The 26276-nt window shown below is 70.5% G+C and carries 20 protein-coding genes; 8 read left to right on the forward strand and 12 right to left on the reverse strand.

Annotated features, from left to right (window positions below):
- Positions 1–285: 285 nt before the first annotated feature.
- Positions 286–1425: a S8 family serine peptidase gene (locus QHF89_RS20600; protein WP_136926974.1), complete on the forward strand. Its 1140-nt coding sequence runs from the start codon at positions 286–288 to the stop codon at positions 1423–1425.
- A gap of 3 nt (positions 1426–1428) precedes the next feature.
- On the opposite strand, the gene QHF89_RS20605 is transcribed toward QHF89_RS20600, so the two are convergent.
- The 3 genes from QHF89_RS20605 to QHF89_RS20615 all read right to left on the reverse strand — a co-directional run bounded on the left by QHF89_RS20605 (position 1429) and on the right by QHF89_RS20615 (position 5281).
- Positions 1429–2457 (reverse strand): sulfate ABC transporter substrate-binding protein, encoded by a 1029-nt coding sequence (locus QHF89_RS20605; RefSeq protein WP_136966515.1) that lies wholly within the window; start codon positions 2455–2457, stop codon positions 1429–1431.
- 3 nt (positions 2458–2460) lie between these two features.
- Positions 2461–3951: a Kelch repeat-containing protein gene (locus QHF89_RS20610; RefSeq protein WP_136966514.1), complete on the reverse strand. Its 1491-nt coding sequence runs from the start codon at positions 3949–3951 to the stop codon at positions 2461–2463.
- 115 nt (positions 3952–4066) lie between these two features.
- Positions 4067–5281 carry an aminotransferase class I/II-fold pyridoxal phosphate-dependent enzyme gene (locus tag QHF89_RS20615; RefSeq protein ID WP_136966513.1) on the reverse strand — a complete coding sequence of 405 codons (1215 nt, stop codon included), beginning with the start codon at positions 5279–5281 and terminating at the stop codon, positions 4067–4069.
- Between the two features lie 131 nt (positions 5282–5412).
- On the opposite strand from QHF89_RS20615, the gene QHF89_RS20620 reads away from it, so the two are divergent.
- The 4 genes from QHF89_RS20620 to polA are packed head-to-tail and all read left to right on the forward strand — an operon-like array spanning position 5413 to position 11542.
- A complete protein-coding gene (locus tag QHF89_RS20620; RefSeq protein ID WP_136966512.1) occupies positions 5413–7248 on the forward strand; it encodes a S8 family peptidase in 1836 nt (611 codons plus the stop codon).
- Between the two features lie 44 nt (positions 7249–7292).
- Positions 7293–7481: a hypothetical protein gene (locus tag QHF89_RS20625; protein WP_136926979.1), complete on the forward strand. Its 189-nt coding sequence runs from the start codon at positions 7293–7295 to the stop codon at positions 7479–7481.
- Complete coding sequence (locus QHF89_RS20630) at positions 7478–8794, forward strand: carboxypeptidase regulatory-like domain-containing protein (protein WP_136966511.1); 1317 nt, start codon at positions 7478–7480, stop codon at positions 8792–8794. Before QHF89_RS20625 ends, QHF89_RS20630 begins: the two co-directional genes overlap by 4 nt.
- A gap of 51 nt (positions 8795–8845) precedes the next feature.
- Complete coding sequence (polA, locus tag QHF89_RS20635) at positions 8846–11542, forward strand: DNA polymerase I (RefSeq protein WP_136926981.1); 2697 nt, start codon at positions 8846–8848, stop codon at positions 11540–11542.
- Positions 11543–11739: 197 nt separating this feature from the next.
- On the opposite strand, the gene rpsT is transcribed toward polA, so the two are convergent.
- From rpsT to QHF89_RS20655, 4 genes are all read right to left on the reverse strand, one after another.
- A complete protein-coding gene (rpsT, locus tag QHF89_RS20640) occupies positions 11740–12009 on the reverse strand; it encodes a 30S ribosomal protein S20 (RefSeq protein WP_136926982.1) in 270 nt (89 codons plus the stop codon).
- A gap of 11 nt (positions 12010–12020) precedes the next feature.
- On the reverse strand, positions 12021–12203 hold the full coding sequence (locus QHF89_RS20645) for a hypothetical protein (protein ID WP_136926983.1): 183 nt from the start codon (positions 12201–12203) through the stop codon (positions 12021–12023).
- Between the two features lie 119 nt (positions 12204–12322).
- Positions 12323–13804 carry a hypothetical protein gene (locus QHF89_RS20650; RefSeq protein ID WP_136966510.1) on the reverse strand — a complete coding sequence of 494 codons (1482 nt, stop codon included), beginning with the start codon at positions 13802–13804 and terminating at the stop codon, positions 12323–12325.
- Positions 13801–14388 (reverse strand): RNA polymerase sigma factor, encoded by a 588-nt coding sequence (locus tag QHF89_RS20655; RefSeq protein ID WP_136926985.1) that lies wholly within the window; start codon positions 14386–14388, stop codon positions 13801–13803. The genes QHF89_RS20650 and QHF89_RS20655 overlap by 4 nt, the downstream gene beginning before the upstream one ends.
- Before the next feature lie 418 nt (positions 14389–14806).
- Between QHF89_RS20655 and QHF89_RS20660 the strand changes: the two genes are divergently transcribed.
- Positions 14807–16138: a S41 family peptidase gene (locus QHF89_RS20660; protein WP_284720731.1), complete on the forward strand. Its 1332-nt coding sequence runs from the start codon at positions 14807–14809 to the stop codon at positions 16136–16138.
- Here QHF89_RS20660 and QHF89_RS20665 read toward each other — a convergent pair.
- The 5 genes from QHF89_RS20665 to QHF89_RS20685 form a co-directional block, all read right to left on the reverse strand.
- Positions 16135–17394, reverse strand: a complete 1260-nt coding sequence (locus QHF89_RS20665; RefSeq protein WP_136966508.1) for a hypothetical protein — start codon at positions 17392–17394, stop codon at positions 16135–16137. The genes QHF89_RS20660 and QHF89_RS20665 overlap by 4 nt on opposite strands.
- Positions 17391–19106 (reverse strand): glycerol-3-phosphate dehydrogenase/oxidase, encoded by a 1716-nt coding sequence (locus tag QHF89_RS20670; protein WP_136966507.1) that lies wholly within the window; start codon positions 19104–19106, stop codon positions 17391–17393. The genes QHF89_RS20665 and QHF89_RS20670 overlap by 4 nt, the downstream gene beginning before the upstream one ends.
- A gap of 67 nt (positions 19107–19173) precedes the next feature.
- Positions 19174–19884 carry a glycosyltransferase family 2 protein gene (locus QHF89_RS20675; RefSeq protein ID WP_136926989.1) on the reverse strand — a complete coding sequence of 237 codons (711 nt, stop codon included), beginning with the start codon at positions 19882–19884 and terminating at the stop codon, positions 19174–19176.
- A 5-nt stretch (positions 19885–19889) separates the two neighbouring features.
- Positions 19890–21218: a protoporphyrinogen/coproporphyrinogen oxidase gene (locus QHF89_RS20680; protein ID WP_136966506.1), complete on the reverse strand. Its 1329-nt coding sequence runs from the start codon at positions 21216–21218 to the stop codon at positions 19890–19892.
- A 95-nt stretch (positions 21219–21313) separates the two neighbouring features.
- Positions 21314–22945 carry an N-acyl-D-amino-acid deacylase family protein gene (locus tag QHF89_RS20685; protein ID WP_136966505.1) on the reverse strand — a complete coding sequence of 544 codons (1632 nt, stop codon included), beginning with the start codon at positions 22943–22945 and terminating at the stop codon, positions 21314–21316.
- Between the two features lie 32 nt (positions 22946–22977).
- Here QHF89_RS20685 and QHF89_RS20690 point away from each other — a divergent pair, with 32 nt between their 5' ends.
- A complete protein-coding gene (locus QHF89_RS20690) occupies positions 22978–24147 on the forward strand; it encodes a hypothetical protein (RefSeq protein WP_136966504.1) in 1170 nt (389 codons plus the stop codon).
- Between the two features lie 137 nt (positions 24148–24284).
- Positions 24285–26273, forward strand: coding sequence for an aconitase family protein (locus QHF89_RS20695; RefSeq protein ID WP_136966503.1), 1989 nt, complete (start codon positions 24285–24287; stop codon positions 26271–26273).
- Positions 26274–26276 lie beyond the last annotated feature (3 nt).

Below are 26276 nucleotides of genomic sequence, written 5' to 3' on the forward strand. Positions count from 1 at the left end.
TCAAGGGTGTGACACGGTGCGGAAGCTCAGCACGGCGCCGCGCCTATTGAGGGACTCGTACGAAGGCAGGAATCAGACGATCCAGAATATCAAAAGAAAGCGTCGATTTAACCGAAATGGCGCGCTCTCCATTGTTACCATTGCAACCACATCGCACAGGCCTGCGCTTCGAGCGTTTCGGTTCGTGGCCGCACCTCGACGGCGGGCGCACCACGCGCGAGAGGTCCGTGATCCTACGCCATCCATTGCCCTCCCCCCTCGTTCGGTGTCACAACCACGCCCCCGATGGCCCGCCCCCAGCTCCTCTCCATCCCCGAGCGCCTCGACGCCAACCCCCGCTTCACCGGCCGCGGCATCGTCATCGCCCTCGTCGACAGCGGCTTCTATCCGCACCCCGACCTCATGCGCCCGAAGCGCCGCATCAAGGCGTACGCCGACGCGACGCGTGACGAGGCCGTCGCCGACGACTTCTTCACGCCGCGCGCTGCGTCGTGGCACGGCACCATGACCGCCTGCACCGCCGCAGGGAACGGCTACGTTTCGGGCGGCCGGTACCGCGGGCTCGCCTCGGAAGCCGAGGTCGTGCTCGTCAAGGCGATGAGCAGCGAGGGAAAGATCACGGGCAAGAACGTCGCCCACGCGATCCGCTTTCCGCTCCGATACCCGCACCTCGGCATCCGCGTGCTCAACGTGTCGCTCGCCGCGCCGTCGAGTGATCCCGACCTCGCCGAGGTCGAGGCCGCCGTCGCCGAGGTCGTCGCCGCAGGGATCACGGTCTTCGCCGCCGCAGGCAACACGCCCGGCAGGCCCTCGCGTCCGCCCGCGTCCGCGCCCGAGGCGATCACCGTCGGCGGTCTCGACGACAAGGGCGAGCGCGAAGGCGACGCGTCGCTCTGGCCGTCGAGCTACGGCACGATCCGCGAGGGGCTCGACAAGCCGGACCTCGTGGCCCCCGCGATCTGGGTGCCCGCGCCGATGCTGCCCGGCACGCTCGTCGCACGGGAAGCCGTCGCGCTTTTCCAGCTCCTCTCCGTGCTCGAAGAGCTCTCCGTCGAGCAGGGGTTCTCCGAGCAGAAGCAGCGCGCGGGCCACGACGAGCGCAGCAGCGTGAACGGGCTCATCGACGCGGTCAGCGCGCGCATCAACCGGCAGAAGTACATCGGCGTCGACTACCAGCACGTCGACGGGACGTCGTTCGCCGCGCCGATCGCCGCGAGCGTGGCGGCGCAGATGCTCGAAGCGAACCCGCTCCTCACGCCCGCGCAGATCCGCGAGGGCCTGCTCGCGACGGCGGCGCCCATGCCGCAGTACCCGAAGATCCAGCAAGGCGCAGGGTTCATCCGGCCCCGTCAGGCCGTGATGTGGGCGCAGCAGAAGAAGCAGGACAAGTTCGTCGCCGTGGTGGAAGAAGGCGCGCTCGAGTAACGCTCAAGGCGCCGCGTACACGCTCTCCCACGTGCGCGGAAAGACGCCTTCCTTGCTGAAGAGCTTGGGCACGACCTCGTCCCAGCCGCCGAGCGCGTCGATGCGCACGGGGGCTTGGACCTCGGGGAACGCGTCGGCGTGCGCGGCGCGTACCTCGGGGTCGTCGCTGCGGAAGCCGTACTTCGCGAGGAAGTGCTGCGCCTCGTTGGAGCTCAAATAGTCGACGAAGGCCTCGGCCTCGGGCAGGAGGGCGTGCTTCGTGGCGTTCACGTCGACGACGGCCGCCATGACCTCGACGACCATCGTCGACGCGGGGATCACCATGTCGTAGGTGCGGCCCGCGGCGCGGCCCGCGAAGACCTCGCTCTCGTAGGTGACGGCCACGTCGCCGACGCCCTTCTCGAACGTGATGAGGCTCTCGCGCGCGCCCTTGTCCATGATGGCGACGTTCTTCAGGACGCCGCGGAGATATCCCTGCGCGGCGCCCTCGTCGTTCGCAGCGACGCCCGCATGGCCACGGAGCGCCGAGACCCAGAGCGCGCTGACGTTCCACATCGCGCCGCCGCTCGTCTTCGGGTTCGGCATGAGCACGTCGAGGCCCGGGCGCGCGAGGTCGGAAAAACCCGTGACGCCCTTCGGATTGCCCGGACGCACCGCGAGGGCCACGACGGAGGTGGTGAAAGCGCCGTGCCGGCCCCGCTTGCGCCAGTCGTGCGTGATGAGTTTTTCCTTCTCCAGGCGCGCGACGTCGGGGGCGAGCGCGAGCACGACGACGTCGGCGGGGAAGCCGGAGGCGACGGCGCGAGACTGCGCGCCGCTCGCGAGGTACGAGGCGCGCACGCGGAGGCGCTTGCCGGTGCGCGCCTCGTGCTGCGCTTGAAAGGCGGGGAGGATGTCGCGTTCGAAGGCGTCACGCGACGCCGAGTACGCGGCGAGGACGAGCGTGACGTCTGCCTCGGGTTCGCGTCGCTCGTGGGTGCACGACGCGAGCCCGAGGAAAGAGAGCGCGAGGGCGAAGCGCGCCCAGCGCATCGTTCAGGGGAGGATCGACGGATCGAGGACGCCGCCGGTGTTCGTGACGCCGCCGCCGGGCGTGACGCCGCCCCAGACGACCATCTTGCTGCCCGTGCTGATGGCCGTGTGATGCGCGCGGCCGAGGGGCGCCGTCGGGATGGGCTTCGCGCTCCAGGTGTTCGTCGCCGGGTTGTAGAGCGAGCCCGTGTTGAGGTAGCTGCCGTCGACGTTCTGGCCGCCCCACACGATGAGGCGCGGCGCGATCCACACGGCCGTGTGGAACTGCCTGAGCTCGGGCGCAGCCTCGGTCGTCATGAAGCTCCACTCGATCTTCGGCTTGTACCGCGCGCCGATCGACGCCGGCCCGAGCAGATCGTAGCCACCCCAGACGATCATCTCGGTGCCCGTCCACTCGGCCGCGTGACGCGCGCGCGCCGGCGGTTGGCCGTCCTTGACCGCGCTCCAGACGCCCGTGCCCGGATCGAACTCGGCCCCGTCGCCGAGGTAGGTGACCTCGACGCCGTTGAAGCCGTAGCCGCCGAACACGATCATGTCCGAGCCGGTCCACACGGCCGAGTGATCCGAGCGCGGGCTCGGCGGCGTGCCGCCCCCGGGGATCGCGTCCCAGCGGTCCTCGGTCACGTCGTACGCGCCGCCGTCGCCGAGGTAGTTCGTCCCGTCAAACCCGCCCCACACGATCACCTTCGAGCCGGTCCACACCATCGTGTGGCCCGAACGCGGCGAGGGCGCGCCGGCCGTGGTCATCGTCGACCACGTGTTCGAGATCGGGTTGAACACGCCGCCCGTCTTGACCGGGGTGCCGTTCTCGCCGCCCCAGACGACCATGTGCGTGCCGGTCCAGACAGCGCGGCCGCGCGAGCGCGGCGCCGGGACGTTCGCGGTGCTCGTCGGCGTCCACGTGCCCGTGGCGAGGTCGAGCATGCCGCCGGTGTTCGTGTTGCCGCTGGCGGTGTTGCCGCTCCAGACGATCATCGTCGCGCCGGTCCACACGCCGACGTGATGCGAGCGCGGGGCGGGCGCGTCCTGCGTCGGCGTCGGCTCCCAGGCGTCCGCGCACTTGCCCTCGGTGCACGCGCCGAAGCAAGCGTGCCCGCAGGTGCCGCAGTCCTGGCTGCTCGTCTGCCGATCGACGCAACGCGCGGGTGCGCCGCAGAACGACTCGCCCTCGTTCGGACACACGCACGCGCCCTCGGAGCAGATCGTGCCCGGCCGGAACGCGCAGTCCGCGATCTCCAGGCACTCGACGCATGTCGACTTCTTCGTGTCGCAGACCGCAGTGGGCGCGGGGCAATCGGAGTTCGAGATGCAGCTCGTCGGAGCGCCGCCGTTGCCGCCGCCGCCCGGTCCTCCTCCGCCAGGGCCCGCGCCGCCCGAGGCGCCGGTCGGGTCCTCGGTTCCCAGGGTCAACGCATCCGGGCATCCCCCGAGCAGCATCACGAGCGCTGCCGAGACACCCACGAGCCCCCACGGCCTTTGGCGAGTAGCACCCATCTCGAACCTTCCCATTCTCACGGCCTCCAAGGCGCGCGCCGCGCGCGCGGCGATGGATTCGAGACGTTACCAGAACGCTCGATTTTCGTCGCGGTCGTCCGGCCGTCCCGATGGATCAGGGGTTCGTCGCCCGCCGGAGCCCGTCGACGAGCCGCTCGATGTCCCGCTCGGGGACCGAGCAGAGGCCGACGCGGAGCGCGCCCTGGACCGGCACCACGAAGATGCCTTCCTCGCGCAGACGCGCGGCGGCACGCGGAGCGTCCTCGCAAAACACCGTGGTAAAGAAGCCGCCGTCGTAGCGGGGATAGCCGAGGCCCGCGGCGGTCGCGAGGGCGTTCCAGCGCTCGACGCGGCGGTCGAGGAGGTCCTTCCACGCGGCGCGCTCCTGGTCGACGCGGGCGCGGAGATCGGGATCGGCGAGGACCCGGGCGATGGCGGTCATGCCGGCCGCGTTGCAGTTCGACCAGGTGCCGCGGCTCGCGTACGTGAGCGCATTCTGGACGCGCGCGCGCTTGCCGGCGTCGGGGCAGAGCGCGACGAGCGCGCCGACGCGCAGGCCATACTGCGTGAACGACTTCGACGCGGACCAGGCGAAGAGGACCATGGCCTTGTCCGCGAGGCGCAGCGCCGGCGCGAATGTCTCGTCGAGCTTCTCCTTCGCGTACCGACCGTAGGCGACGTCGAGCAGCACGGTGATGGGCCCGCGCCCGGCGGCGCGCCCGACGACGTCGACGATGCCGTTCCAGTCCTTTTCGTCGAGCGAATACCCCGTCGGGTTGTGGCAAGGCGTGTTCAGGAAGACGAGCGCGCGGCCCTGTGCGTCGAGGACGCCGGCGAGCTTGCGCTCGAAGTCGGCGATGTCGAGGCGGCCCTTGTCGTCGAACATGCGGAACGTGGCGAGGGTGCGATCCGCCTCGTCCGCGAGGGTCTTGTACGGGCTCCAGTAAAAGCCCGTCGTGAGCAGCATTTGCTGCGGCTCGAGGAACGTGGTGATCGCGTGGCGCAGCGCGCCGGAGCCGCCGGGTGTGGCGACGGCGGTCGCAAAGGAGGCCTCGGGACGGCCGGCCAAGAGGTCGTCGATCACGCCCTGCAAGAAGGCCGGCGGGCCGGCGATCGGCGCGTACGCAGCGCCGACCTCGGGCGGGACCGAGCGCAGCGCCTCGACCACGGCGCCGATCACCGCGAGCTTGCCATCGTCGTCGAGCAGCACGCCGACGGTCGCGTTGATGACCGGATCACCGGACTTCTTTCTCGCCTGCGCTTCCGTGTTCAGCGCGAAGATGGGATCGTCCGCGGGGCGCGCGGTTCGCGAGGGAATCAAGAACTCCATGGAAGCGGCCGCTACCACGACTTCGGTAGGGCTGCCAAGCCGCGACACGCGCCGCGATGCGTCCAAGGTCGTCCCGCTCGCCGGCTCGATGCGGACGGGACCCGGCTTCTGCGCTGCGCTAGGATAACGTCATGCGAACGCCTGCCGCTCTCCCGACCGCGCTCGTCGCGACCGCGCTCGTCGCCGCCGTAAGCGCCGCGAGCGCCCAAGGTGCCGAGCGCTCGCTCGTAGATCCTTCGCGAGCGAATGGCGCCCCGGAGACGTACGCCGATCGGCTCGGCCCGCTCTACGAGCCCGTCGCCATCGCGACGGAAGGGTTCCTGTCGACGCCTTCCGATCTCGGCGAGACGAGCTGGGATGTGCCGGGGCAGATCGTGGTGGACGCTCGGGACGACCTCGACGCGCCCTCGCTGCTCTCGCTCGCCGCGGACTTCGGGCTCTCGTTCACGCCGACGCAGCTCGAGCCGACGACGAAGATCCAGATCGCGACGGTGCCCGCAAGCGACGTGGCGAGCGTGCTGGATCGGCTCTCGCGGGATCCGCGTGTCGAGTTCGCCGAGCCGCTCGCGCGGGTGCGTGCGTCGTTCGTCCCGAACGACCCGCTCGCGGGCGAGCAGTGGCACATGGAGCGCATCGGCGCGCAGCGGGCGTGGGATTTTTCGGTCGGCCGCGGCGTGACCGTCGCCGTCGTCGACACGGGCATCGCCTGCGAGGACCACGGCCCCTTCATGAAGGGCACCGATCTCGCCGCGACCGAGTGCGTCGAGGGCTGGAACTTCGTGACGGGCAACGAGCACGCGAACGACGATCAGGGCCACGGCACGCACGTGGCCGGCACGATCGCGCAGTCGACGAACAACGGGATCGGCGCGTCGGGCGTGGCGTTCGGCGCGCGGCTCATGCCCGTGAAGGTGCTGAACGAGAACGGCTGGGGCACGACGGCGGACGTAGCCGACGGCATTCGCTGGGCGGCCGATCACGGCGCGCACGTGATCAACCTGAGCCTCGGCGGCCCGCGCAACGCGAAGGTGCTGCAGAAGGCGATCGACCACGCGACGAGCATGGGCGCGGTGGTCGTCGCGGCTGCGGGCAACACCGGCGGCAGCGTGCAGTTCCCCGGTGCGTCCGACGGCGTCATCGGCGTGAGCGCGACCGATCCGAGCGACAAACTCGCGTCGTTCTCGTCGCGCGGAGAAGGCGTGGACCTCGCCGCGCCGGGCGTGAAGGTCGTGCAGCAGACGGTGTGCAACAAGGGCCGCAACAAGTGCGAGCAGTTCCCCGGCTGGAACGGCACGTCGATGGCCTCGCCCCACGTCGCCGGCGCGGCCGCGCTCGTGATGGGCCTCGGCGTGACCGATCCGGCCGCGGTCGAGGACGCGCTGCGGAAGAGCGCGCGCGTGATCGACAGCTCCGACGGCGGAAAGCGTCTCTATGGTGCGGGCGTGCTCGACGCTGCCGAGGCGGCCGTGTCCGTGACGAAGCAACATGCGTTCACGCGCCTCGTCGCGCTCGTGCTCATGACGGCCTTCGTCGCGCGTGCGGCGCGCAAGAAGAACAAGGACGCGAAGAGCCCGCTGCGCCTCGACTTCCTCCTGCCGGCGCTCGCCGCGGGCCCGGGGCTGCTCTTCTTCGCGCCGTGGCTCTTGCCGCGCGCGGACTTCTGGGTCGACGTCGCTGCGCGCCCGATCGCAGACCTCGATCTGCTCGTCGGCGTCTCGCTCCATCGCTTCCTGCCGCTCGCGAACGCGTTCGTCCCCTTCGCGCTCACGGCGGTGGGCTTCGGCATGAAGCGCCTGCGCCCGGCGATCGCGGGGCTCTCCGTGGGCACGGGGGCGTACCTGCTCTCGCTCGTCGCGCTCGGTGACGCGGGCGGGCCCTTCGGCCGCGTGGCGCTCGTCGTGTGGTGCGTCCTGAACGCGGCGATCTGCGCCTGGATCGCGCGTACGAACCTCGCTGAGACGCGCTAGCGTCCCTGCCGGCCGGGCTCCCTCGGCTCGGGTATAGTCCGCGCATGCGTTCGCGATCCCTGCTCGTCCTGCTCGTCCTCTCGCTCTTCGGCTGCGGCGGCTCCTCCAGCGAGACGCCGTGGCCCGCGGAGCCCGAGGGGCCTGCGCTCGGTCCCGCCGGTGAGACGTCGCCCGGCGAGCTCGACGACATCCGCAGCGCCTCGCCCGACGCCGGGCCGGGCGTCGAGCCGTGACCACGCCTCGGCGCGCCTGGTCGTTCGCGCTCGCGACCTTCGTCGCGCTGCTGGTCGTGCCGCTCCTCGTGTGGCTCGTGCTGCCGAGCCCCGGCGCGCCCCCTGCGAGACCGCCGCGCCCGCGCGCCACCACCGCGACCCTCGCGCCGCCCGTGGAGACGACGGAGGCGAGCGCGGCGCCACACGCGCCGTCGAAGCCTGCGATCGCGAAGCAAGACGAGCCGCCGGCCGACGACGACGTGACCGGGACCGTGCTCGACGCGGAGGGACAACCCGTCCCGCGCGCCGCCGTCGGCTGCGATGATCGAAGCGCGCAGCTCACGACGACGACCGACATGGAAGGCCACTTCCGGCTGCCCGCGGAGGCCGCGGGTTGCATGGTCGTCGCGCATCACTCGCAGCATCCGTCGTCCGAGCGCGTCCGTGTGGAGTCGGGCAAGGACAACATCGTGAAGCTCGGTCAGGGCGGCGCGATCGAGGGCGTGGTCGTCGACGAGCAAGGCGCGGCGGTGACCTCGTATCGCCTCACGATCGAGCTCTTCTTGCCGAAGACCGAGGGCGTCGACATCGGCGTGCGAGGCCGGCCGAAGAAGGTGGAGGATCCGGCAGGCGCGTTTCGCTTGGAAAAACTGCCTCCAGGGAAGTACGTGCTCGGCGCGAGCGCGGAGGGGCATCCGCCGGGCAAGAGCGAGACCGTGGAGGTCGAGGTCGGTCAGACGGCGCGCAACGTACGGATCGCGCTGCCGCGCATGGCCACGCTCTCGGGCACGGTGCGCGACGAGGAGACACGGAGTCCCATCGCAGGGGCGACGGTGCGGCTCGACGGGGTGGCGGGCGGCGGAGGCTTCGACCTCGCGGCGCCCGTCACGACGGACGCGGAGGGCGCGTTCTCGCTCGTAGGCGTGCCGCCGGGGCCGTTCTCGGTGCGCGTGGAGCGCGACGGCTACAAGAGCCGGATCGTGCCGGGTTTGACCACGCGCGGCGCCTCGGTCATCCGCGAGGACATCACGCTCCGATCACGCGGCGACGGCGGCAGCGAGAGCGAGCTCGAGGGCATCGGCGCGATCCTCGTGCCCACGCCGAACGGGATCGTGATCTCGTCGCTCGTCGAGAACGGGCCGGGCGCGAAAGCAGGGCTTCGACGCGGAGATCGGCTCCTGCGCATCGACGGCGTGTCGGCCCTGGAGATGACGCTCCCCGACGCGATCCAAAGGCTCCGCGGTCCCTCGGGATCACGCGTCACGGTGTCCGTCGCGCGCGAGGGCGAGGGCAACGCCGAGGTGACGGTGACGCGCGAGCGCATCGAGCGGTAGCGCTCGGCTGCTCGACCATTCCGCCTCGCGGCCGTGCTACATGCTCGCCCCATGGTCACCCGCAAGGCCGAGCTACCGCCGCCGGGCGCGTCCGATGTCCTCTACATCATCGACCTGTCGGGCTACGTCTTCCGCGCGTATCACGCGATCCAGACGCCCCTGACGAGCCCCACGGGCGAGCCCACGCACGCCACCTACGGCACCGTGAGCATGTTGTCGAAGCTCGTCGACGAGCGCAAACCGGCGTTCCTCGCGGTCGCGATGGACTCGCCCGGGCGCACGTTCCGCGACGATCTCGACGAAAACTACAAGGCGCATCGCCCCCCGGCGCCGCCCGACCTTCACGTGCAGATGGCGCGCTGCAAGGAGATCGTCGAGGCGTACCGCATCCCGATCTACATCGCCGACGGCCTCGAGGCCGACGATCTGCTCGCGGTCGCGGTCGCGCGCGCGAAGGAGCGGGGCCTGCGGGTCGTGATCGTGAGCAGCGACAAGGACCTGATGCAGCTCGTCGACGCGGACCGCGTGATGCTCTGGGACGGGCGCGACAAGGTCTACGGTCCGGCCGAGGTCGAGGAGAAGTTCGGCGTGCCGCCCACGCAGCTCCGCGACCTGCTCGCGCTCGTGGGCGACACGAGCGACAACGTGCCCGGCGTGCCCGGCGTCGGCGTGAAGACCGCCGCGGACCTCTTGAAGGAGTTCGCCACGCTCGACGGGATCTACGCGGGCCTCGATCGCGTCAAGCGCCAGAAGATCCGCGACAACCTGCGCGAGCACGAGGCGGACGCGCGCCTGTCGCAGAAGCTCGTCAGCTTGCACATGGAGGCGCAGGTCGACTTCGACTTCGAGGCGCTTCGGTACGGCGGCGCGGACGTCGCGCGGCTCCGAGCGCTCTTCACGGAGCTCGGCTTCACGCGCTTCATCAAGGCCGTGCCCGCCGCGGCGCCCGTGGGCGGCAGCAGGCGCGCGATCGCCACGCGCGACGAGTTCGCTGCGTTCGCCGCAGAGGTGCAGAAGGCCGGCAAGCTCGCGATCGAGGTCCACGCGACCTCACGCGAGGCCATGCGCGCGCACGTCTGTGGCCTCGCGCTCGCCTACGAGCGTGGCCAGAGCGTCTACGTGCCGATCGGCCATCGCTATCTCGGCGTGCCCGCGCAGCTCGGCATGAGCGACGTCGCCGTGGTGCTCGGACCGATCCTGAGCGACCCTGCGATCGCGAAGCTCGGCCATGATCTGAAGTTCGTCGACGTCCTTTTGCGCCGCCACGGTCTGTCGCTCCGCGGCGCCACATTCGACACGATGCTCGCGAGTTACTTGCTCGACTCCGAGGCGTCGCACGAGCTCGCCGACGTGGCCGAGCGCGACGCCGGCGTGAAGATGCAGCCGTTCGAGGAGCTCGCGCCGAAGAAGCGCGGGCAAGCGCAGCGCGCGCTCGACGACGTCGAGATCGAGCTGGCGACGGGGTACGCCGCGGCTTTCCCGGAGGTCGCCCTCACGCTCGTCGAGCAGCAGACGCCGCGCCTTGAAGCCGCGCACCTCGGCGACCTCTTCACGAAGATCGAGCTGCCCCTCGCTTCGGTGCTCGCGCAGATGGAGTACACGGGCGTGCTCGTCGATCCGAAGGCGCTCGCCTCGCTCGGCGAGGAGATGGCGAAAGAGCTCGCGGTCCTCGAAAAACGCGCGCACGACGCCGCCGGCAAGGAGTGGAACCTCGCGTCGCCGCGGCAGCTCGAGACGATCCTCTTCGACGAGCTCAAGCTCCGCAGCCTGCGCAAGACGAAGACCGGCCGCTCGACGGACGCGGACGTGCTTGAGCAGCTCTCCGAGGATCACCCGCTGCCGGGCATCGTGCTCGAACATCGCGCGATCGCGAAGCTCAAGGGCACCTACGTCGACGCGCTGCCGAAGCTCGTGCACCCGGAGACCGGGCGCATCCACACGCGCTGGAGCCAGGCGGTCGCGGCCACGGGGCGCCTCTCGTCACAGGATCCGAACCTGCAGAACATCCCGATCCGGACCGAGCTCGGCCGCCACATCCGGCGGGCGTTCGTGGCGCCGCCGGGGTTCGTCGTGCTCTCCGCTGACTACTCGCAGATCGAGCTACGCGTACTCGCACATCTGTCGAAGGACCCGGTGCTCGTCGATGCCTTCCGCACGGGGCAGGACGTGCACACGCGCACGGCGATGGAGATCTTCAGCGTCGAGGCCTCGGAGGTGACGGTCGAGATGCGGAGGCGCAGCAAGACCATCAACTTCGGCGTGATCTACGGCATGGGCGAGGCCGCGCTCGCGAGGCGACTCGACATCCCGCGTGTCGAGGCCGCGCGCTTCATCAACGCCTACTTCCAGCGCTACCGCGGCGTGCACGAGTTCATGGAGCGCACGATGACGGAGGCGCGGCATACGCAGGTCGTGCAGACGATGCTTGGTCGTCGACGCATGGTCCCGGACGTACACAGCTCCGATCGTGGCCGCCGCGCGTACGCCGAGCGGATCGCGCAGAACACGCCGATCCAGGGTTCGAGCGCGGATCTCTTGAAGCTCGCGATGGTTCGTCTTGGCGAACCCGTCGTGCCGGGCGCGCGCATGGTGCTGACGGTGCACGACGAGCTCACGTTCGAGGTGCCCGCCGATCGCGTGGAGGAGGCGAAGGCGAAGGTGCGCGAGGTGATGGAGACGGTGTTCCCGCTCGATGTGCCGCTCGTGGTGGACGTGGGCGCGGGTCCGACCTGGGCCGACGCGCATTAACGAGCGCCCGCACCCCTGACCCCGTGTTCACCGCTTGGGGGCCATGCTCGGACAAGTCGAGCTTCGCCCCCAATCGCTCTGCTGGGAGACGGGAGGGGAGCCGAATACGGCGAACAAAATGCAACAAACCGCCGCACGCCTCGAAATTTCGAGGTGTGTAGCGGTCCGATGCGTGCTCGGCCGAGGCCGAGGATCAACTATGCGGCCTTCGTGGCCTTGTGCAGCGCGCGGGCGAGGCGGCCCTGCAGGCGCGAGGCGCGCTTGCGGGGGATCGTGCCCTTGTGCGCCGCGCCGTCGAGTGCGCCGATGGCCTCACGAACGGTCTTGGCGGCCTCCGCGGGGGTGGCCGTGATGGTCGCGCGCGCCTTCTTCAGCTCGGTGCGGAGGGCGGACTTGGCGGCGCGGTTACGAGCCGTCCTCTTGATGCGCTGGCGGTTGCGCTTGTCGGCAGATGCGTGATTGGCCATGGAGCAAATCCCTACTTCTTCGCTGCCGCGCTCGCCGCCGTGCGGGGGGCATCGGGCGCGTTCGGGTCGTAACCCTCGAGGTGGATCGGAAACTTCGGCGTGCCGTGCGCGCGGAGCTCGCGCTTGCGGGCCGTGCCTTCGCGCCGCGCCTTCCGCTTGCGGATGCGGCTGCTTTGCTGCGTTGCGGAGACCATGGGGGGGCGGAGTCTATTCGGAGGGTCTCGCCTGTCAAGACAAGACACACGTTTTCCGCACGATCCGTCGCGCCGGCCGAACCTCGAAAGCCCAGGCCCGGCCGGCGCGGTACGGCCGTTCAGGGCCGGATCGTCACACCGACGGTAAACGAGGGCTTCGAGAAGGCGCCGACGTTCGCGCCCTTCAGCGCTCCCTTGACGCACCCGCTCTGGCCGTTGCTCGCGGCCCAACCCGTCACGCTGACGTTCGTTACGGTGCCGCCCGACGAGAACGTGATCTGCGCGCGAGACACGTCGTCTGCGCCCGCGACGCACGCCTTCGCGCCCGGCATCACCGCGCCGACCGCGCTCGCGACCGAGCCCTGCGACGGCTGCTCCGGGATCGTCTGGTTGCCGCCCTTGTTGCCGCCGGCCGCCGGGACCATCTCGCCGGTCGCGTCGTTTTTCTCATTGGAACCACCCACGGCCTGCGCCATCGCGCCCGCAAGATCGCCGGGCTTCGCGCCGATCGTCGGGGCCGGACCGGCAGGCGCCGTCGCCGCCGGCGGCGTGTCCGCGCCGCCCGCAGGAGGCGTGGCCGCGGCGGCCTTCGAATCGGTTGCAGCGCCGCCGCCCGTCGGTTGCGCGGCCTTCTGCGCGTCCGCCGAGGGCTCCGTCGGCAACGAGTCCAACGACAAACCCGTCGACGCCGGCGGCGGTGCCTCGGCGATCTTCTGCTCGACAGCCTTCGGCGCCTCGGCTGCGACCTGGGGTTTGTCCTGCCCGACGTTCGCCGTGGTCGTGTCCTGCTTCGACGGCTGACCACGCATCACGATCGCGACGCCCGCGGCGATGCCGACGACCGCGACGAGGATGCCCCACGTCGCGCCGCTGCCCTTCTTTTCGGCCTTCTTGTCGCGCGCCTCGGCGAGGCTCTTCACGTTGCCCGCGCTCGCCGCCGCGACCTTCTCGTCACCCTCGAACGCGAGGTCGTGCGTCGCGGGCTTGGCCTTCTCCGCCGCCGCGATCTGCTCGGCCGTCGCCGTCTTGTTGATGAGGTTCAGGTCGACGACGCCCGAGTCTTCCTTGCCGGCCTCCGAGGGCCTCGGCGGCGGCGCGGAGGGCATCGGCGTGCGCGAGACGGGCGCAGGCGGCACCTCCGACGGCGGCCTGCTGATGGCTGCCGGCGGGATCGAGCTCGGGCCCGGGATGCTCGGGCGGGACGCACCCGCTTGGCTGGCCCGCGCGGCGAGCTCCTTGAGCGAAGGGCGCTTCGAGGTCGCGGCGCTCGTCGGCATGCTCTCCGGGGGCTTGACCGACGACGACCCGGGGTTCGAATCCTGCTGAGACATCGTTCTTTCTCCTGAAAGGAGAGGCCGCGCGGGGCTCTCCGAAGCAACCAAGCGTTCTGCCTCTCCCGCCTCGGGCGAGAGCGATGGCGGCGCGAGCAGCGCCGTGAGCGCCGCGTCGTCCGCGCGGGGAGCGGCTTGCGCAGCCGCGACGATCGAAGCCGCTCGTTCTTCCCAAGCCGCGTCGTCGAGTGTCGGCGCAGGCCAGGTACCGAGGAGCTTGTCGACCTTGGCACCGAGATCGGTCTTGTCGGTCTTGTCTTGGGGGCTCATGCCGCGTCCCCTCCAAACCCTTGCTTTTCGAGGTGCTCGCGCAGCTTGCGCCGCGCTTCGTGCACGCGCCACGCGACCGTGCCCTCGGGACAATCGAGCACCCGCGCGGCCTCTTCGTGGCCCATGCCGTCGATGCACACGAGGACCAGCGTGGTCCGGAGCGTGTCCGACAGCTTGTCGATGCCCTCGCACAGCGCCTTCGTGAGCTGACGCTCCTGCGCGCTCCGCGCCGGATCCGAGCCGTGTGACGAGCGGTGCTCCGCGAGGAGCGGCTCGATGCGCGGGTCGTCCGCGGGCACCGCGTCGCGCTTCGTCTTGCGAGCGCGGATGGCGTTGAGCGAGAGGTTGACGGCGATGCGGTAGAGCCAGGTGAAAGGCTCGCTGCGGCCGTCGAAGCGGTCGAGCGCTTGGTAGGCTCGGACGAAGGTTTCTTGCGTCACGTCCTCGGCCTCCGCGCCCGTACGCACGAGGTGGAACGCGAGGCGGAAGATGCGCCGCTGGTGACGCTGCACGAGCGTCCCGAACGCTTGCGCGTTCCCGGCGCGTGCCTGCTCCACGAGCTCACGATCCGTCGGTTTGCCCATCTTGGCTGGCTCGCTGGTGCGTGAAACGAAGGGAGGGCGCCCTGGGCGGGTCCCGCCACGGTCGGACCACGCACGACATCCGTGAGTCCGATGAGGAGCGCGAAGGTGTGATGTGCCCGAGGTCCGTGGCCGGGAGCGAGGGGTCGCCGAGAGGAAGGCCCCACGCCAGGCGCGGGCCGTGCCCTCGACGGTCTCCCCAATGAGCGCCCCGAGCCACGTTCAGGCGCGCGAACATAACCGAACATGGCCGGTTGGACAAAGCAACGCGCCGTTGCTTGGGACGAGCTTCTCCCTGGCACGCCTGGATTTTGCTCTCCCAGGCGGGGCGCGCCACGAACCTGGGTCCCTCGCCCGGCTTCTGGCCCCGTCCGCCATGCCCGTGATCCAGGCCGCGGGCTGCTATGGTCGGAGCATGCGCATGTCCGCTCCCCGATGGCTCCGGACCGCCGGCCTCGTGCTTGCCGCCTTCGCCGGCGGCGCGGTGACGAGCCAGGCCGTACACGCGAGGAACCAATCGAGTAGCCCGTACGACCCCTTCGACCAGCTCTCCTGGGTCCTCGTGCTCGTCGAGAACCACTACGTCGATCCAGCCCAGCGAAATAAAATTGTCGAAGGCGCGATCAAGGGGATGGTCGCCGAGCTCGATCCCCACTCGGCGTACATGACCCCGCAGGAGTACGCGCTCTTCCAGAGCGACACCGAAGGGAAATTCGGCGGTATCGGCGTCGAGGTCGACTTCCGCGACGAGCGCGTGATGGTGCTCGCGCCGATGGAAGGCTCGCCCGCCGCGCGCGCCGGCATGAAGCCGGGCGACGAGATCGTCGCGATCGAGGGCAAGCCCGTGCGCGGCGAGCGGCTCGAGAAGATCATCGGGCTGATGCGTGGTCCCGCGGGGTCACGCGTGCGCATCACGCTGCGCCGGCAAGGCGTCTCGGAGGCGATCCAGCTCGACCTCGCGCGCGAGGAGATCCACGTGGCGAGCGTGGTGGGCAAGCGGCTCGACAGCGACGTCGCGTACCTGAAACTGCGGCAATTTCAGGCCGGGACGCACGAGGAGCTTCTGCGCGTGACGGCGAAGCTACGCGCGGAGAGCACGCGGCCGCTGCGCGGCGTGTTGCTCGATATGCGCAACAACCCCGGCGGGCTCGTCGACGAGGCCGAGGCGATCGCCGACGAGATGCTCGACACGGGGGTCATCTACACGACGCGGCATCGAGGCAAGGTGATCGACGAGGTGAAGGCGAACAGCGGCGGCGCGCTCGCGGGCCTGCCGATCGTGACGCTCGTGAACGAGTACTCCGCGAGCTCGTCCGAGCTCGTCGCAGGCGCGCTGCAGGACAACCGGCGCGCGTCGGTGATCGGGTCGTCGACGTTCGGCAAAGGGAGCGTGCAGACGATCTTCGATCTGCCGGGCGGCGCAGGGATGCGGCTGACGACGATGCGGTACTACACGCCGAGCGGTCGATCGATCCAGGCGCAAGGGATCCAGCCCGATGTGCGCGTCGAGGCGAGCCGGCCGCTGCAACCGGGCGAGGTGGTGCGCGAGAGCGATCTCGACGGGCATCTGTCCGCCGAAGCAGGAGGCGGGACCGCGAACACGAACGTGGCGCGCGGGCCGATCGTGCGGGCGACCGCCGACGATACGGGGCCGGCGCGCGACGTGCCGGCGGACCCGACGAAGGGCTCCGATTTCGTGCTGGCGACAGGCTACAAGATGCTGATCGAGAAACTCGGCGCGGCGCCGCGTTAAACCGGCTGAGCAGCGGCGTGGCCCGCGCGCAGGCCCGAGGCGACCGCTTCGAGCAGGGTGCGCGGGCGAGCCGCGAGGACATCGCCCGCGGCGAAGACAAAAGGCGCGGCGCGGCCGCCGGGCGCGTGGATGCCGACAGCCTCGAGCGTGGAGGGCGCGGCGTCCTTGGGCCACGCGGTTTGATCGAGCTCGGGGCCGTGCATGGAGGCGACGACGTCGAGCGGGCCTCGCGCGAGCGCGAGCGCGACGGGCGCGTCGATCGAGAGCGCAAAGGGGATGGCGCCACGCGCAGGGAGATCGTCGCCGGCTCCGTGCTCGGGCGGCTCGTAGACGATGCCGCCGCCCGCGACGCCGCCCATCGCGATCACGGCGGCGTCCGCGGCGATCTTCGTGGTGTCGCGCGCACGCGTGAGGAGGAGCCGATCGCCGTCACGGACGAGCGATACGGCGCGATCGGCGATGCGCTGCACGCCGAGCCTGTCGAAGAACTTGCGTTGCGCCGCATCGAAGCGCAGGCCCGCGGCGGAGCCCACGCCGACGAGCGCTTCGCCGACGGAGACACGGGCACGCTCGGAGAGCTCTTCTGCACGGGCCGCGCGCGCGCCGAGCCAGGAGCCGAGCAGCACGGCGGAGGCGGGTTCGTCCGGGTGAAGCCGCGCGTCGGCCGTGAGCGCTTCGCGCAGGCGCTCGGCGAGCCAGCCGATCCGCGCAGGGTCGTCGTGCCGCGTCGCGAGGTCGCCGTCGGAGATGCGCGCCTCGTCCGCGAAGCGCAGGATCGATGCGTCGATGGCCTCGAAACGAAGGCCCGTGCGGCGCGCGAGCGGGTCGTCGGAGAGCGTCGCGGCGATGGCGTCGGCGTCCCAGCCGGCGCGCGGGGCGCGGGGCAGAAGGACACGTTTGCCGCGGAGCGCCCCGAGATCGAGCAGGCCCTTGTCTCGGCCGCGCGCAGGGCGCAGCCGGCCCGCGATCGTCGCGACGAACGGCGGCGGCGCCCGATCCGGGAGGTCCCAAATGCCGAGCGCGTTCGAAAATGCGACGACCTCTGGCGGCAACGTGTGGAGCTCGATGGGGCTTCCGAGCACGCGCGCGGCGTGGATGCGTTCTTCCCAGGGGACGTCGTCGACAGCGCCTCCGCCGAGCGAGCTCGCGCCCGCGCCGGCCGAGACGAGGACGATGTCGGCGCCGCTGTTTCGCGCGGCAAACGCAGCCGAGAGGCCGGCAACCCCCGCGCCGAGGACAAGGACGCGGCGGCTCACGCGGCCTCGCCTTCGTCGAGGTCGCGCACGTCGACGCCGAGCTCGGCGCGGACCGCCGCGATCGCCAGCGCTTCCTGCTGCGCCTGCTCGGGCCCGAGCGCGACGGCGCGCGTCTGCGCCTGGCGCGCGAGGAAACGCGCCGCTTGCTGGAGGCCCTCGCGCGGCGGGAGGTCGAGCTCCTGCGCCACGATCTGCCCGCACCGCGCGGCGCATCGCATGCCGCCGCACGCGCCCATGCCGAGCCGCGTCCGGCGCGCGACGTCGGAGACCGAGCGGGCCCATTCGGTCCGCACGACGTGCCGCACCTCGGCCTCGGTCACCGGCTCGCACGCGCAGACCGTCGCCGCCTCGCGCGGCCGCTCTTGCACACGCTCGGCGATGTGGAGCGAGCGCGAGCCGTGACGGAAGACGAGGCGACGCGCCGCGACCGGATCGATCTCCATGCGCGCGGCGAGCTCGATCGCGTCGACGGGCTTGTCGCCGCCGGGCAGCGGTCGCTCGTGCGTGGCGCAGCGCGCGCCGATGTCGAAGCGCGCCGCGAGGACGTCGGTCATCTCCTCGGCGAAGATGCGGTAGCTCGCGAGCTTGCCGCCGATCATCGAGTAGACGCCCGGCGCGTCGTGCGCGGCGTGGTCGATGATCTGGTGCTCGCGCGAGAGCCGATCCTCGTGCGGGCCGTAGGCGTAGAGCGTGGGCCGCACGCCGGCGTAGGTGCCGATCGCGCGCGCCGTGTGGATCTGCGGGAAGACACGCGCGACGCCTTGCACGAGGTAGCGCACCTCCTCGCTCGTCGCGCGGACCTCGTCGAGGTCGCCGTAAAAGTCGTCGTCGGTCGTGCCGACGATCGTCATGTTCTGCCAGGGCGCGACGAAGATCTGCCGGTCGTCGATGGTCTGCGCGGCGACGGCATAGTTCAAAAGCCGCCGGTCGTAGACGATGTGGATGCCCTTGCCGGGGCGGACGCGCGCGCGCGTCGGCGCGATGCGGCCGAGCGAGGCGGTGATCGGGGCCCACGCGCCCGTCGCGTTGATGACCGTGCCCGTGCGCAGCTTGCCCGTCCCGCCCTTGCGCCGATCGCGGTAGTGGACGGCGACGACCTCGCCCGTGTCTTCGCGCCGCTCGATGCGCTCGACCGTGCAGCCGACGAGGATGCGCGCGCCGCGTTCGCCCGCGTCCACGGCGTTCGCCGCGCAGAGCCGCGCGCCGTCGATGCCCCACTCGTCGAAGCTGATGCCGCCGACGATGTTGCCGCGCAGCCCCGGTTCGAGCTGCTGCATCTCCTCGGCCGTGAGTAACGCGTGTTTTTTGCCGCGCTTGAGCGGCTGGTAGCGGTCGTACGCCTCGAAGAAGGCGTCGATGAGGGCGAACATGATCTTCGCGCGGCCCTTGTTCTCGACGGGCATCAAGAACGGGACGCGGTGCAGCATGTGCGGCGCGATGCGCTGGATGTAGCCCGAGTCGCGGCACGAGGTCGCCGTCACGTTCGGGTCGTTCAGCATGTACCGCGGGCCGCCGTGAATGAGGCCGCTGTTGTTGCCGCTCGCGCCGAACGCGAGGTCGTTGCGTTCGATCAACGCGACGCGGAGGCCGCGCATCGACGCGTCGCGGGCGACGCCGGTCCCGTTCACGCCGCCGCCGATGACGACGAGGTCGACGTCGTGGTCGGATCGTCGAGGCTCTACCTTTGCGGAACTGTTGACGGGACGCGGCATGGTGCGCGTCATAGCACGCCGCGTCGCGGGTCGCAGAGGCGCGCGAGGGGCTCGCGCGGCCCGAGGACTAGCCCTTGATCCGGATCGCCCAGGTGAGCTTCGCGAGGCTCTTGAGCACGTTCGGCACGCGCTTGACGAGGTTGATCGAGGGGGGACGCTTTTCCTTCACGCGGACGGGGATCTCCTGGATCGAGAGGCCCGCGCGGTAGGCGCGGATCACGAACTCGCTCGCGAAGACGTCCTTCTCGACGACACACGCGCGCGCGATCGGCAGGAGCGCTCGCCGCGTGAACGCCTTGAGTCCATGTGTGTCCGTGCCCTGGAAGCCGAGCGTCACGCGGAGCAGGCCGTTGTAGAAAATGCTGGCCGCGTGCCGGGCGAGCGGTCGTTCGTCGGCCGAGCCGTCGAGGAGCTTGGAGCCGATCACCATGTCGACGGAGCCGGCGTCGAGCCGCTCGACGGCGCGGCGGTGGAAATCGGCGTCGCAGAGGTCGATTTCGTCGCAGATGATGATCTCGCCGCGCGCCTCCTCGACGATGCCGCGCCGGAGGGCGCCGCCGTAGTTCGGCTCGCCGAACGAGAAGAAGCGGACCTCGGGGTATTTCGCGGCGAGTTCGGCGGCGATCTCGACCGTGCGGTCGCGCGAGCCATTCTCGGCGAGGACGATCTCGTACGACCAATCGAAGGGGCGCAGCCGCTCGCGCAGGTCGACGACCGCGGCGTGCAGAATGGCCTCCTCGTTGTAGACCGGGATGACGATCGATATCCGGGGATCCATCGGGCTCAGGGCTCCTTCGCCGCCCCTCCGCCGAGGGAGGAGATCGCCTTCGCCGCGGCGTCACGGCCGAAACGCAGGGCGTCCTCCATCGACGAGTAATTCCATCCGCCGTAGCGGCCCGCGGTCACGATGCCGTTTCCTTCGAGGAACGGCAAGACAACCTCGAGCGAGTCGAAGTACGCGTGGTCGAAGATCACGTACGCGTGGTCGATGCGGCGGACCCGCGCGAAGCGGATCTGCTTCGGCGAATCGATGAGCCGCATCTCGGTGAGGCCCTCGGCGACGCGGGGCAAGAGCGCCGGGAGATCCGGCTCGCTGCGGTCCGCGAGCTCCACGTAGAGGCTCGCTTTGCCGGGCGGCGCCATTGCATCGGAGAAGTTCGAGTAACAACCGACCCGGTAAAACGGATACTTTTCCTCGGGCACGTACACCCAGTGGAGCGGCTCTCCGCAGGGGCCGTCGAGCGCGACGTCGAGGTAATACAGGTGCGTGCAGCGCAGGCGCCGCGCCGCTTCCACGACGTTCGCCGGCGCGCCCGCGAGGCGCTCGACGAGCACGGGCAAGGGCGCCGTGGAGACGAGCACGTCGTACGGGACGGTTTCGTCCTCGAAATGGAGCTCGCGCGCCTGAACATCGATCGACGCGGGCGCACGGCCAAGCTCGATCCGCGTCGGCAGGCTCTTCGCCATCCCCTCGGCGAGCTTGCCGATGCCGAGCCGCGGATAGACGAACCGCGCGTTGTACCCGAGCTCCCGGTCGTTCAGGCCCACCGCGCCCGCGAGCACGTCTTCGAGCTTCGGCAAAGGCACGAACCGCGAGCACCACGCGGCCGTGATCTCCCGCGGCGAGACGCCCCAGAGCCGCGTGTTGTAGGGGATCATGAAATGCTTGCTGAACCCCTCGCCGAAATGCTGGAGGCAAAACTCCTCGAAGTTCTTCGGCGCGGGTTTGTCGGGGTTGTGATGCGCCCGGACGAACCCGTGCAGGCATTCGTAGGCGACCTCGGGCGGCAGGCCGTAGGTGTTCGCCTGGAAGGGATACCGGGTGTAGGTGCCGTGCGACCAGATGCGCGAGCGACGCTCGACCTCGACCCAGTCCTCGCCGATCCAGCCGAGCGCGAGCGCGCGCAGATCCGGGTCGCGCAGGTGCAGGAGGTGGCCCGTCCGATCGAAGCGGTAGCCCTCGTCCTCCAGGGTGATCGCATGCCCGCCCGGCCGGCCGAGCCGCTCGAAGAGGCGATGCGACGCACCCGCGCGGCCGAGGTGGAACGACGCCGACATGCCAGTCAGGCCAGCGCCCAGGATCGCGACGGAGGTGCGGGGAGAACGAATCATCCGGTCGAGTCGGAAATCCCCGCCGCCAAACCGCAGGGAGCGCCGGACTCTAGCAGGCCTTCGTCGGACCGGGAGAGGCGTTCCGCACGATCCGGCTAGCGCCGGCGCAAGACGCGACCGCGCGGCCGGTCGAGCCGCATCGCGCCACGATCCACGACGACGTGGCCGCCGAGGACGACCTTGTCGATGCCGACGGGCGGCGCGTTCGGGCCGCCCTCGCCGACACGGAGCGGATCGAAGAGCACGAGATCGGCCGCATGGCCGGGCGCGAGGCGGCCGACGCCCGGCAGGCCCACGCGCTCGGCGGGGAAGGAGGTCATGCGGCGGACGGCCTCTTCGAGCGAGAAGAGGCCGAGATCGCGGCTGTAACGGCCGAGGACGCGCGGGAAGGTGCCGAAGGAGGCGGGGTTGTGGAAGCGGCCGCGGCGCGTGAGGATCGCGTCGGTTTCGAAGGCGCAGAGCCGGTGCGAGAGGACGGCGCGGAGGGGTTCTTCGTCGGTGTCGTCGCCGGAGTAGGTGCCGATGAGCACGCGCGCCGCGCCCGAGCTCTCGCGCGAGACGTGGACGTACGCGTCGAAGGGCGAGACGCCGAGGCGGCGCGCGATCGCGGCGATGTCGAGGCCTTCGAGCGGCTCGAGCGAGGCCTTGCCGCCGCCCCAGGTGACGGTGATGTCGGACCAGTCGAGGCCAAGCGCGAGGCGGAACATCGCAAACTCGCGACGGAGCCGCGCGAGGACCTTGGGGTCGCGGATGCGCTCCTCGAAATGGTCGAGCACCCACGCGGGCAGGATCGCGTTGATGGTTGTGTTGCCGACCGTGTACGGGAACGCGTCGAAGGCGACGTCGACGCCGGAAGCGACGGCCTCCTCGATGCGCCGGAGCACGGTGGGATAGGTGCGCCAGGTGCGGCGGCCGATGAAGATCTGGTGCGAGAGCTGGAGGCGCGCGCCGCCGCGCTTCGCCGCGGTGACGAGCTCGTCGACGGAGCGCACGTTGTGCGGCGCGCCGAGGAGCATCGGCTTGTAGAAGGGCGAGATCCACACGTAGGCGCGGCCGTGCACCGTGAAGATCGCGCCTTCCTCGGCGACGACGTTGCAGAGCGAGGCGAGCTCGTCCGATGGCGCGAAGACGCCCGGCTTGTAGGCGAGGCCCGCGGAGAGGCCAAAGGCGCCTTCCCGCAGCGCGTCGCGCGTGGCGCGCCGGAGCGCGTCGAGCTCGTCCGGCGCAGGCGCGCGGGGCGCGTTGCCCATCACCGACTGACGGATCGTCCCGTGCCCCGCGAGGAACGCCACGTTGAAGGCCACGCCGCGCGCCTCGATCGCGTCGAGCATCTCGGCCGTCGAGCGCCAGGCGTAGGGGAATGCGCGGTCGCGCAGGATCTCCGAGGAAACGTCGGCGAGGCGCGTGGAATCTTCCGTGACCGGCGCGAGCGAATGCCCGCAGTTGCCCACGACGAGCGAGGTCACGCCCTGGCGCAGCATCGGCGCGAGGATCTCGCCGTGGTCGTCGAGCGGCAGCAGCCAATCCGCATGCGAGTGGATGTCGACGAAGCCGGGCGCGACCACGAGGCCGCGGGCGTCGAGCGTCGCCTTGCCCGTGATCGCCCCGGGGACCGTCAGCGCTGCGACCTGGCCTTCCTTGATGCCGACGTCGGCCGCGAAGCGTGGCCTGCCCGTGCCATCGATGACGTCGCCGCCGCGGACCACGAGGTCGAATTCGTCGGTCATCTCGGGCAGGTTACCACGCTAGGATAGGCCTCGTGCTTGCCGTTGCCCTTGTCGTTTGCCTCGGCCTCGCGGCTGTCCTCGTGCTCGTTTTGCTGGGGCTCGGGCGCAAGCAGGACGCGGAGCGCGCAGAGCTCGATCGACGTTTCCTCGCGCTCGGTCAAGCCCTCGGCGCGGAGAGCGAAAGCGGCGCGCTGCGCGTGACCGCGCAGGGACAGCCGTTCGTGTTGCGGCTCCGCCATGGGCGTGGGGGAAGGGCGGAGATCGAGGTCGAGGCCACGGGGAGCGGCGCCGCGGCGCGGCTGCCGATCGTGATCCGGCGCGAGACGTCGGTCGACATGCTCGGCAAGAAGCTCCGGATCAACCGCGAGGTGCAGACGGGCGACGCCACCTTCGACGCCGCGGTGTACGTGGAGTCGGACGCGCCGGATGGAGACGTCGAGCGCGTGCTCGGCGAGGCGCGCGTGCGGCAACGTGTCCTCGCGCTGCTCGACGCCGGCTTCTCGTCCGTCGCGATCCACGATGGCGGCGGCAAGCTGCTCGCCGTGCGGGACGCGGGCGAACGCTTCGATGACGGCGCCCTGCGCACGGCGTGCGGCGAGCTCGGCGCGATCACGGAGGCCTTGCCGGCGCCGAGCGCGAGGCCCGGTCCGCCGGCGCTCTGGCTCGCCGGGCCGGTCGCGGCCGTGGTGTCCGTCGTGCTCGCGTTCGTCGGGTTTTACCTGCTGTCGTGGGCGCGCGGCGCGTACTACCCGCTCGGCAGCAGCGCGACGATCGTCGGCGCGGCGCTCGGGCTCGTCGCGTGGCTCTGCGCGCTCCCGCTCGTGGGCGTGCTCGTGCGCGGCCGCTCGGTGAGCTTCCGCCTGTTCGGCGCGTGCTTTTGTTTCTTGCTCCTCGCCATGCCGCTCTCCGGCGCGGGCACCGCGATCGCCATGAACGGCCGCATGGATGCGGCTCCGCCGACGTGCCTGCAGGCGCGCGTCTCCTCGAAAGGATCACGCACGTACAAGACGAGCACGTCGTACTTCGTGCACCTCGACGGCCTGCCGAGGGAGGCCGCGCCCGTCGAGCTGCCCGTGCAGCGCGAGCTCTACGCGTCGCTGCACGAGGGGCAGGATGTGTTCGTGGAGGTTGGGCGCGGCCGCTTTGGCTGGGCGTGGCTGAAGGGGATCCGGCTCGACGACATCGACTGCGGCGGGTGGTAGATGCTCTCGTGCCACGACGCGTCAAGGTGCGCGAAAAATTTGCGGAAAGACCGCATTGGATCCCGCCTCGGGATCGGGATAAATCACCGGCACGGCGCTGCAGTTCCCGTCTTTCGCCGAGGGAGGTCGAGAGGAACATGCCCATCCCCCGTCGCACATCGGTCCGCCCGAGCGGACGCACCCTGTACCTGACCGAGGATCCCGAGACGCTGCGCGCGCAGCTCGGCGGAGGTTCGATCGCGTTCGACCCCGAGCGCCACGCCCTCGTGAACAACATCTCGACCGACGAGCTCACGCCGGGCTGGGTTTGTTACTACTACGACGAGACGCTCGCCCGGTACTGCCTGGTCGGCCTGCGCGGCGGGCTCATCGAGCGCGACGCCATCAAGAACGGCGGCTTCGGCGTGATCGTCAGCGGCCGCTCGAAGGGCTGCGGCTCGTCGCGCGAGACGGCGCCGTACTCCGAGCGCGAGGCGGGCATCCAGATCGTCGTCGCCAAGAGCATCGAGAAGATCTACGGGCAGAACTGCCAGAACATCGGCCTGCTCACGACCACGGACTTCAGCGTGCTCGACCGCGTCCAGCGCGGCGAGGAGATCCCGATCTCCGAGTTCACGCGCGGGCTCGACCCCATCAGCCGCGACGTCGTCGAGTACGGGGGCCTGTTCACGTACAACAAGGCTCGCCTCGCCGGTGAAGTCTCGCCGCCGACGCTCGACACCCCGGCGCGGCCGATGACGCTCTGCGAGAAGATCCTCGCCTCGCGCGCGATCGTCGACGCGAGGACGGGCGCGATCGGCGTGAAGGCGGTCAAGCCCGGCGACTCGCTCTTCGTGCGCACCGACGTCCGCTTCTCGCACGAGTACGTCACGCCGATGGCGGAGTCGCTCTTCCGCGCAGGTTTCGGCCCCGACGCGAAGGTCGAGGCGCCGGAGAGCGTGTACGCGTTCCGCGATCACCTCACGTTCCTCGACCTCGTGATGTCCGAGGCCCACAAGAAGATGGGCCTCAAGGAGCAAGCCGCCTCGCTCGCCACGGTGCAGGAGGCGTTCACCCAAAAGCACCACGTCAAGCTCTACGGCGAGGTCGTACGCGACGGAAAAACCGTCGGATCCGAGGCGATTTGCCACAACAAGGTGATCGAGGAGATCGCCCTGCCCGGGCAGGTCGTGGCGGGCACGGACTCGCACACGTGCATGGCCGGCGCGCTCGGATGCTTCGCGTTCGGCGTCGGCTCGACCGACATGGCGAACGCCTGGCTCACGCGCGACATCCGCGTCGCCGTGCCCGAGTCGGCGCGCTTCAACCTGCACGGGAAGCTCCGCCCCGGCGTCACCGCCAAGGACGTGATGCTCTACCTGCTCTCGCAGCCGTTCTGGAAGAGCGGCGAGGGCATCGGCAAGGTGCTGGAGTTCGCGGGTGATGGCGTGCGCGCGATGGGGCTCGACGAGCGCGCGACGCTCACGAACATGGCCGTCGAAGCCGGCGGCTTCACGGGCATCATCGAGGCCGACGAGGTCGTCGTCGAGTACCTGGTCAAGCAACGTGGCCTCGACGCGGACACGGTGCGCGCGCAGATCGTGCGAGCCGACGAGGGCGCGACGTACATGGCTGTCTTCGACGTCGACCTCGGCGTGATCGAGCCGATGGTCGCGACCCCGGGCGACCCGCGCAACGGCGTGCCTCTGCGCTCGCTCGCCGAGGTCGCGGGCGGCGACGTGAAGATCCACGTGGCCTACGGCGGCTCGTGCACGGGCGGGAAGAAGGCGGACATGGACATGTACGCCGAGGTGCTCCGATCTGCGGTCGCGCAAGGCAAGCGCGTCGCCGACGGCGTGCACCTCTACATCCAGTTCGGCTCGCAGGACATCCGCCGTTATGCCGAGCAGAAGGGCTACATCGAGATCTTCGAGCGCGCGGGCGCCGAGCTCGTCGACCCTTCGTGCGGCGCGTGCATCAAGGCCGGGCCGGGCGTCTCGTTCACCGCGGACGAAGTCACGGTCTCTGCGATCAACCGCAACTTCCCCGGGCGATCGGGCCCCGGGAAGGTCTACCTCGCGAGCCCGCTCGTGGTCGCGGCGAGCGCGATCGCCGGGCGGATCGTCGAGCCTGCGGCGATCGCCTGAGCG

Source organism: Polyangium sorediatum, from assembly GCF_029946465.1.
Lineage (GTDB): Bacteria > Myxococcota_A > Polyangia > Polyangiales > Polyangiaceae > Polyangium > Polyangium fumosum.

What these genes read in the sequence shown, in the direction of transcription:
- QHF89_RS20600 (WP_136926974.1), top strand. Translation starts at nt 286, where the DNA reads ATGGCCCGCCCCCAGCTCCTCTCCATCCCCGAGCGCCTCGACGCCAAC.
- QHF89_RS20605 (WP_136966515.1), bottom strand. Translation starts at nt 2,457, where the DNA reads ATGCGCTGGGCGCGCTTCGCCCTCGCGCTCTCTTTCCTCGGGCTCGCG.
- QHF89_RS20610 (WP_136966514.1), bottom strand. Translation starts at nt 3,951, where the DNA reads ATGGGTGCTACTCGCCAAAGGCCGTGGGGGCTCGTGGGTGTCTCGGCA.
- QHF89_RS20615 (WP_136966513.1), bottom strand. Translation starts at nt 5,281, where the DNA reads ATGGAGTTCTTGATTCCCTCGCGAACCGCGCGCCCCGCGGACGATCCC.
- QHF89_RS20620 (WP_136966512.1), top strand. Translation starts at nt 5,413, where the DNA reads ATGCGAACGCCTGCCGCTCTCCCGACCGCGCTCGTCGCGACCGCGCTC.
- QHF89_RS20625 (WP_136926979.1), top strand. Translation starts at nt 7,293, where the DNA reads ATGCGTTCGCGATCCCTGCTCGTCCTGCTCGTCCTCTCGCTCTTCGGC.
- polA (WP_136926981.1), top strand. Translation starts at nt 8,846, where the DNA reads ATGGTCACCCGCAAGGCCGAGCTACCGCCGCCGGGCGCGTCCGATGTC.
- rpsT (WP_136926982.1), bottom strand. Translation starts at nt 12,009, where the DNA reads ATGGCCAATCACGCATCTGCCGACAAGCGCAACCGCCAGCGCATCAAG.
- QHF89_RS20645 (WP_136926983.1), bottom strand. Translation starts at nt 12,203, where the DNA reads ATGGTCTCCGCAACGCAGCAAAGCAGCCGCATCCGCAAGCGGAAGGCG.
- QHF89_RS20650 (WP_136966510.1), bottom strand. Translation starts at nt 13,804, where the DNA reads ATGAGCCCCCAAGACAAGACCGACAAGACCGATCTCGGTGCCAAGGTC.
- QHF89_RS20655 (WP_136926985.1), bottom strand. Translation starts at nt 14,388, where the DNA reads ATGGGCAAACCGACGGATCGTGAGCTCGTGGAGCAGGCACGCGCCGGG.
- QHF89_RS20660 (WP_284720731.1), top strand. Translation starts at nt 14,807, where the DNA reads ATGTCCGCTCCCCGATGGCTCCGGACCGCCGGCCTCGTGCTTGCCGCC.
- QHF89_RS20670 (WP_136966507.1), bottom strand. Translation starts at nt 19,106, where the DNA reads ATGCCGCGTCCCGTCAACAGTTCCGCAAAGGTAGAGCCTCGACGATCC.
- QHF89_RS20675 (WP_136926989.1), bottom strand. Translation starts at nt 19,884, where the DNA reads ATGGATCCCCGGATATCGATCGTCATCCCGGTCTACAACGAGGAGGCC.
- QHF89_RS20680 (WP_136966506.1), bottom strand. Translation starts at nt 21,218, where the DNA reads ATGATTCGTTCTCCCCGCACCTCCGTCGCGATCCTGGGCGCTGGCCTG.
- QHF89_RS20685 (WP_136966505.1), bottom strand. Translation starts at nt 22,945, where the DNA reads ATGACCGACGAATTCGACCTCGTGGTCCGCGGCGGCGACGTCATCGAT.
- QHF89_RS20695 (WP_136966503.1), top strand. Translation starts at nt 24,285, where the DNA reads ATGCCCATCCCCCGTCGCACATCGGTCCGCCCGAGCGGACGCACCCTG.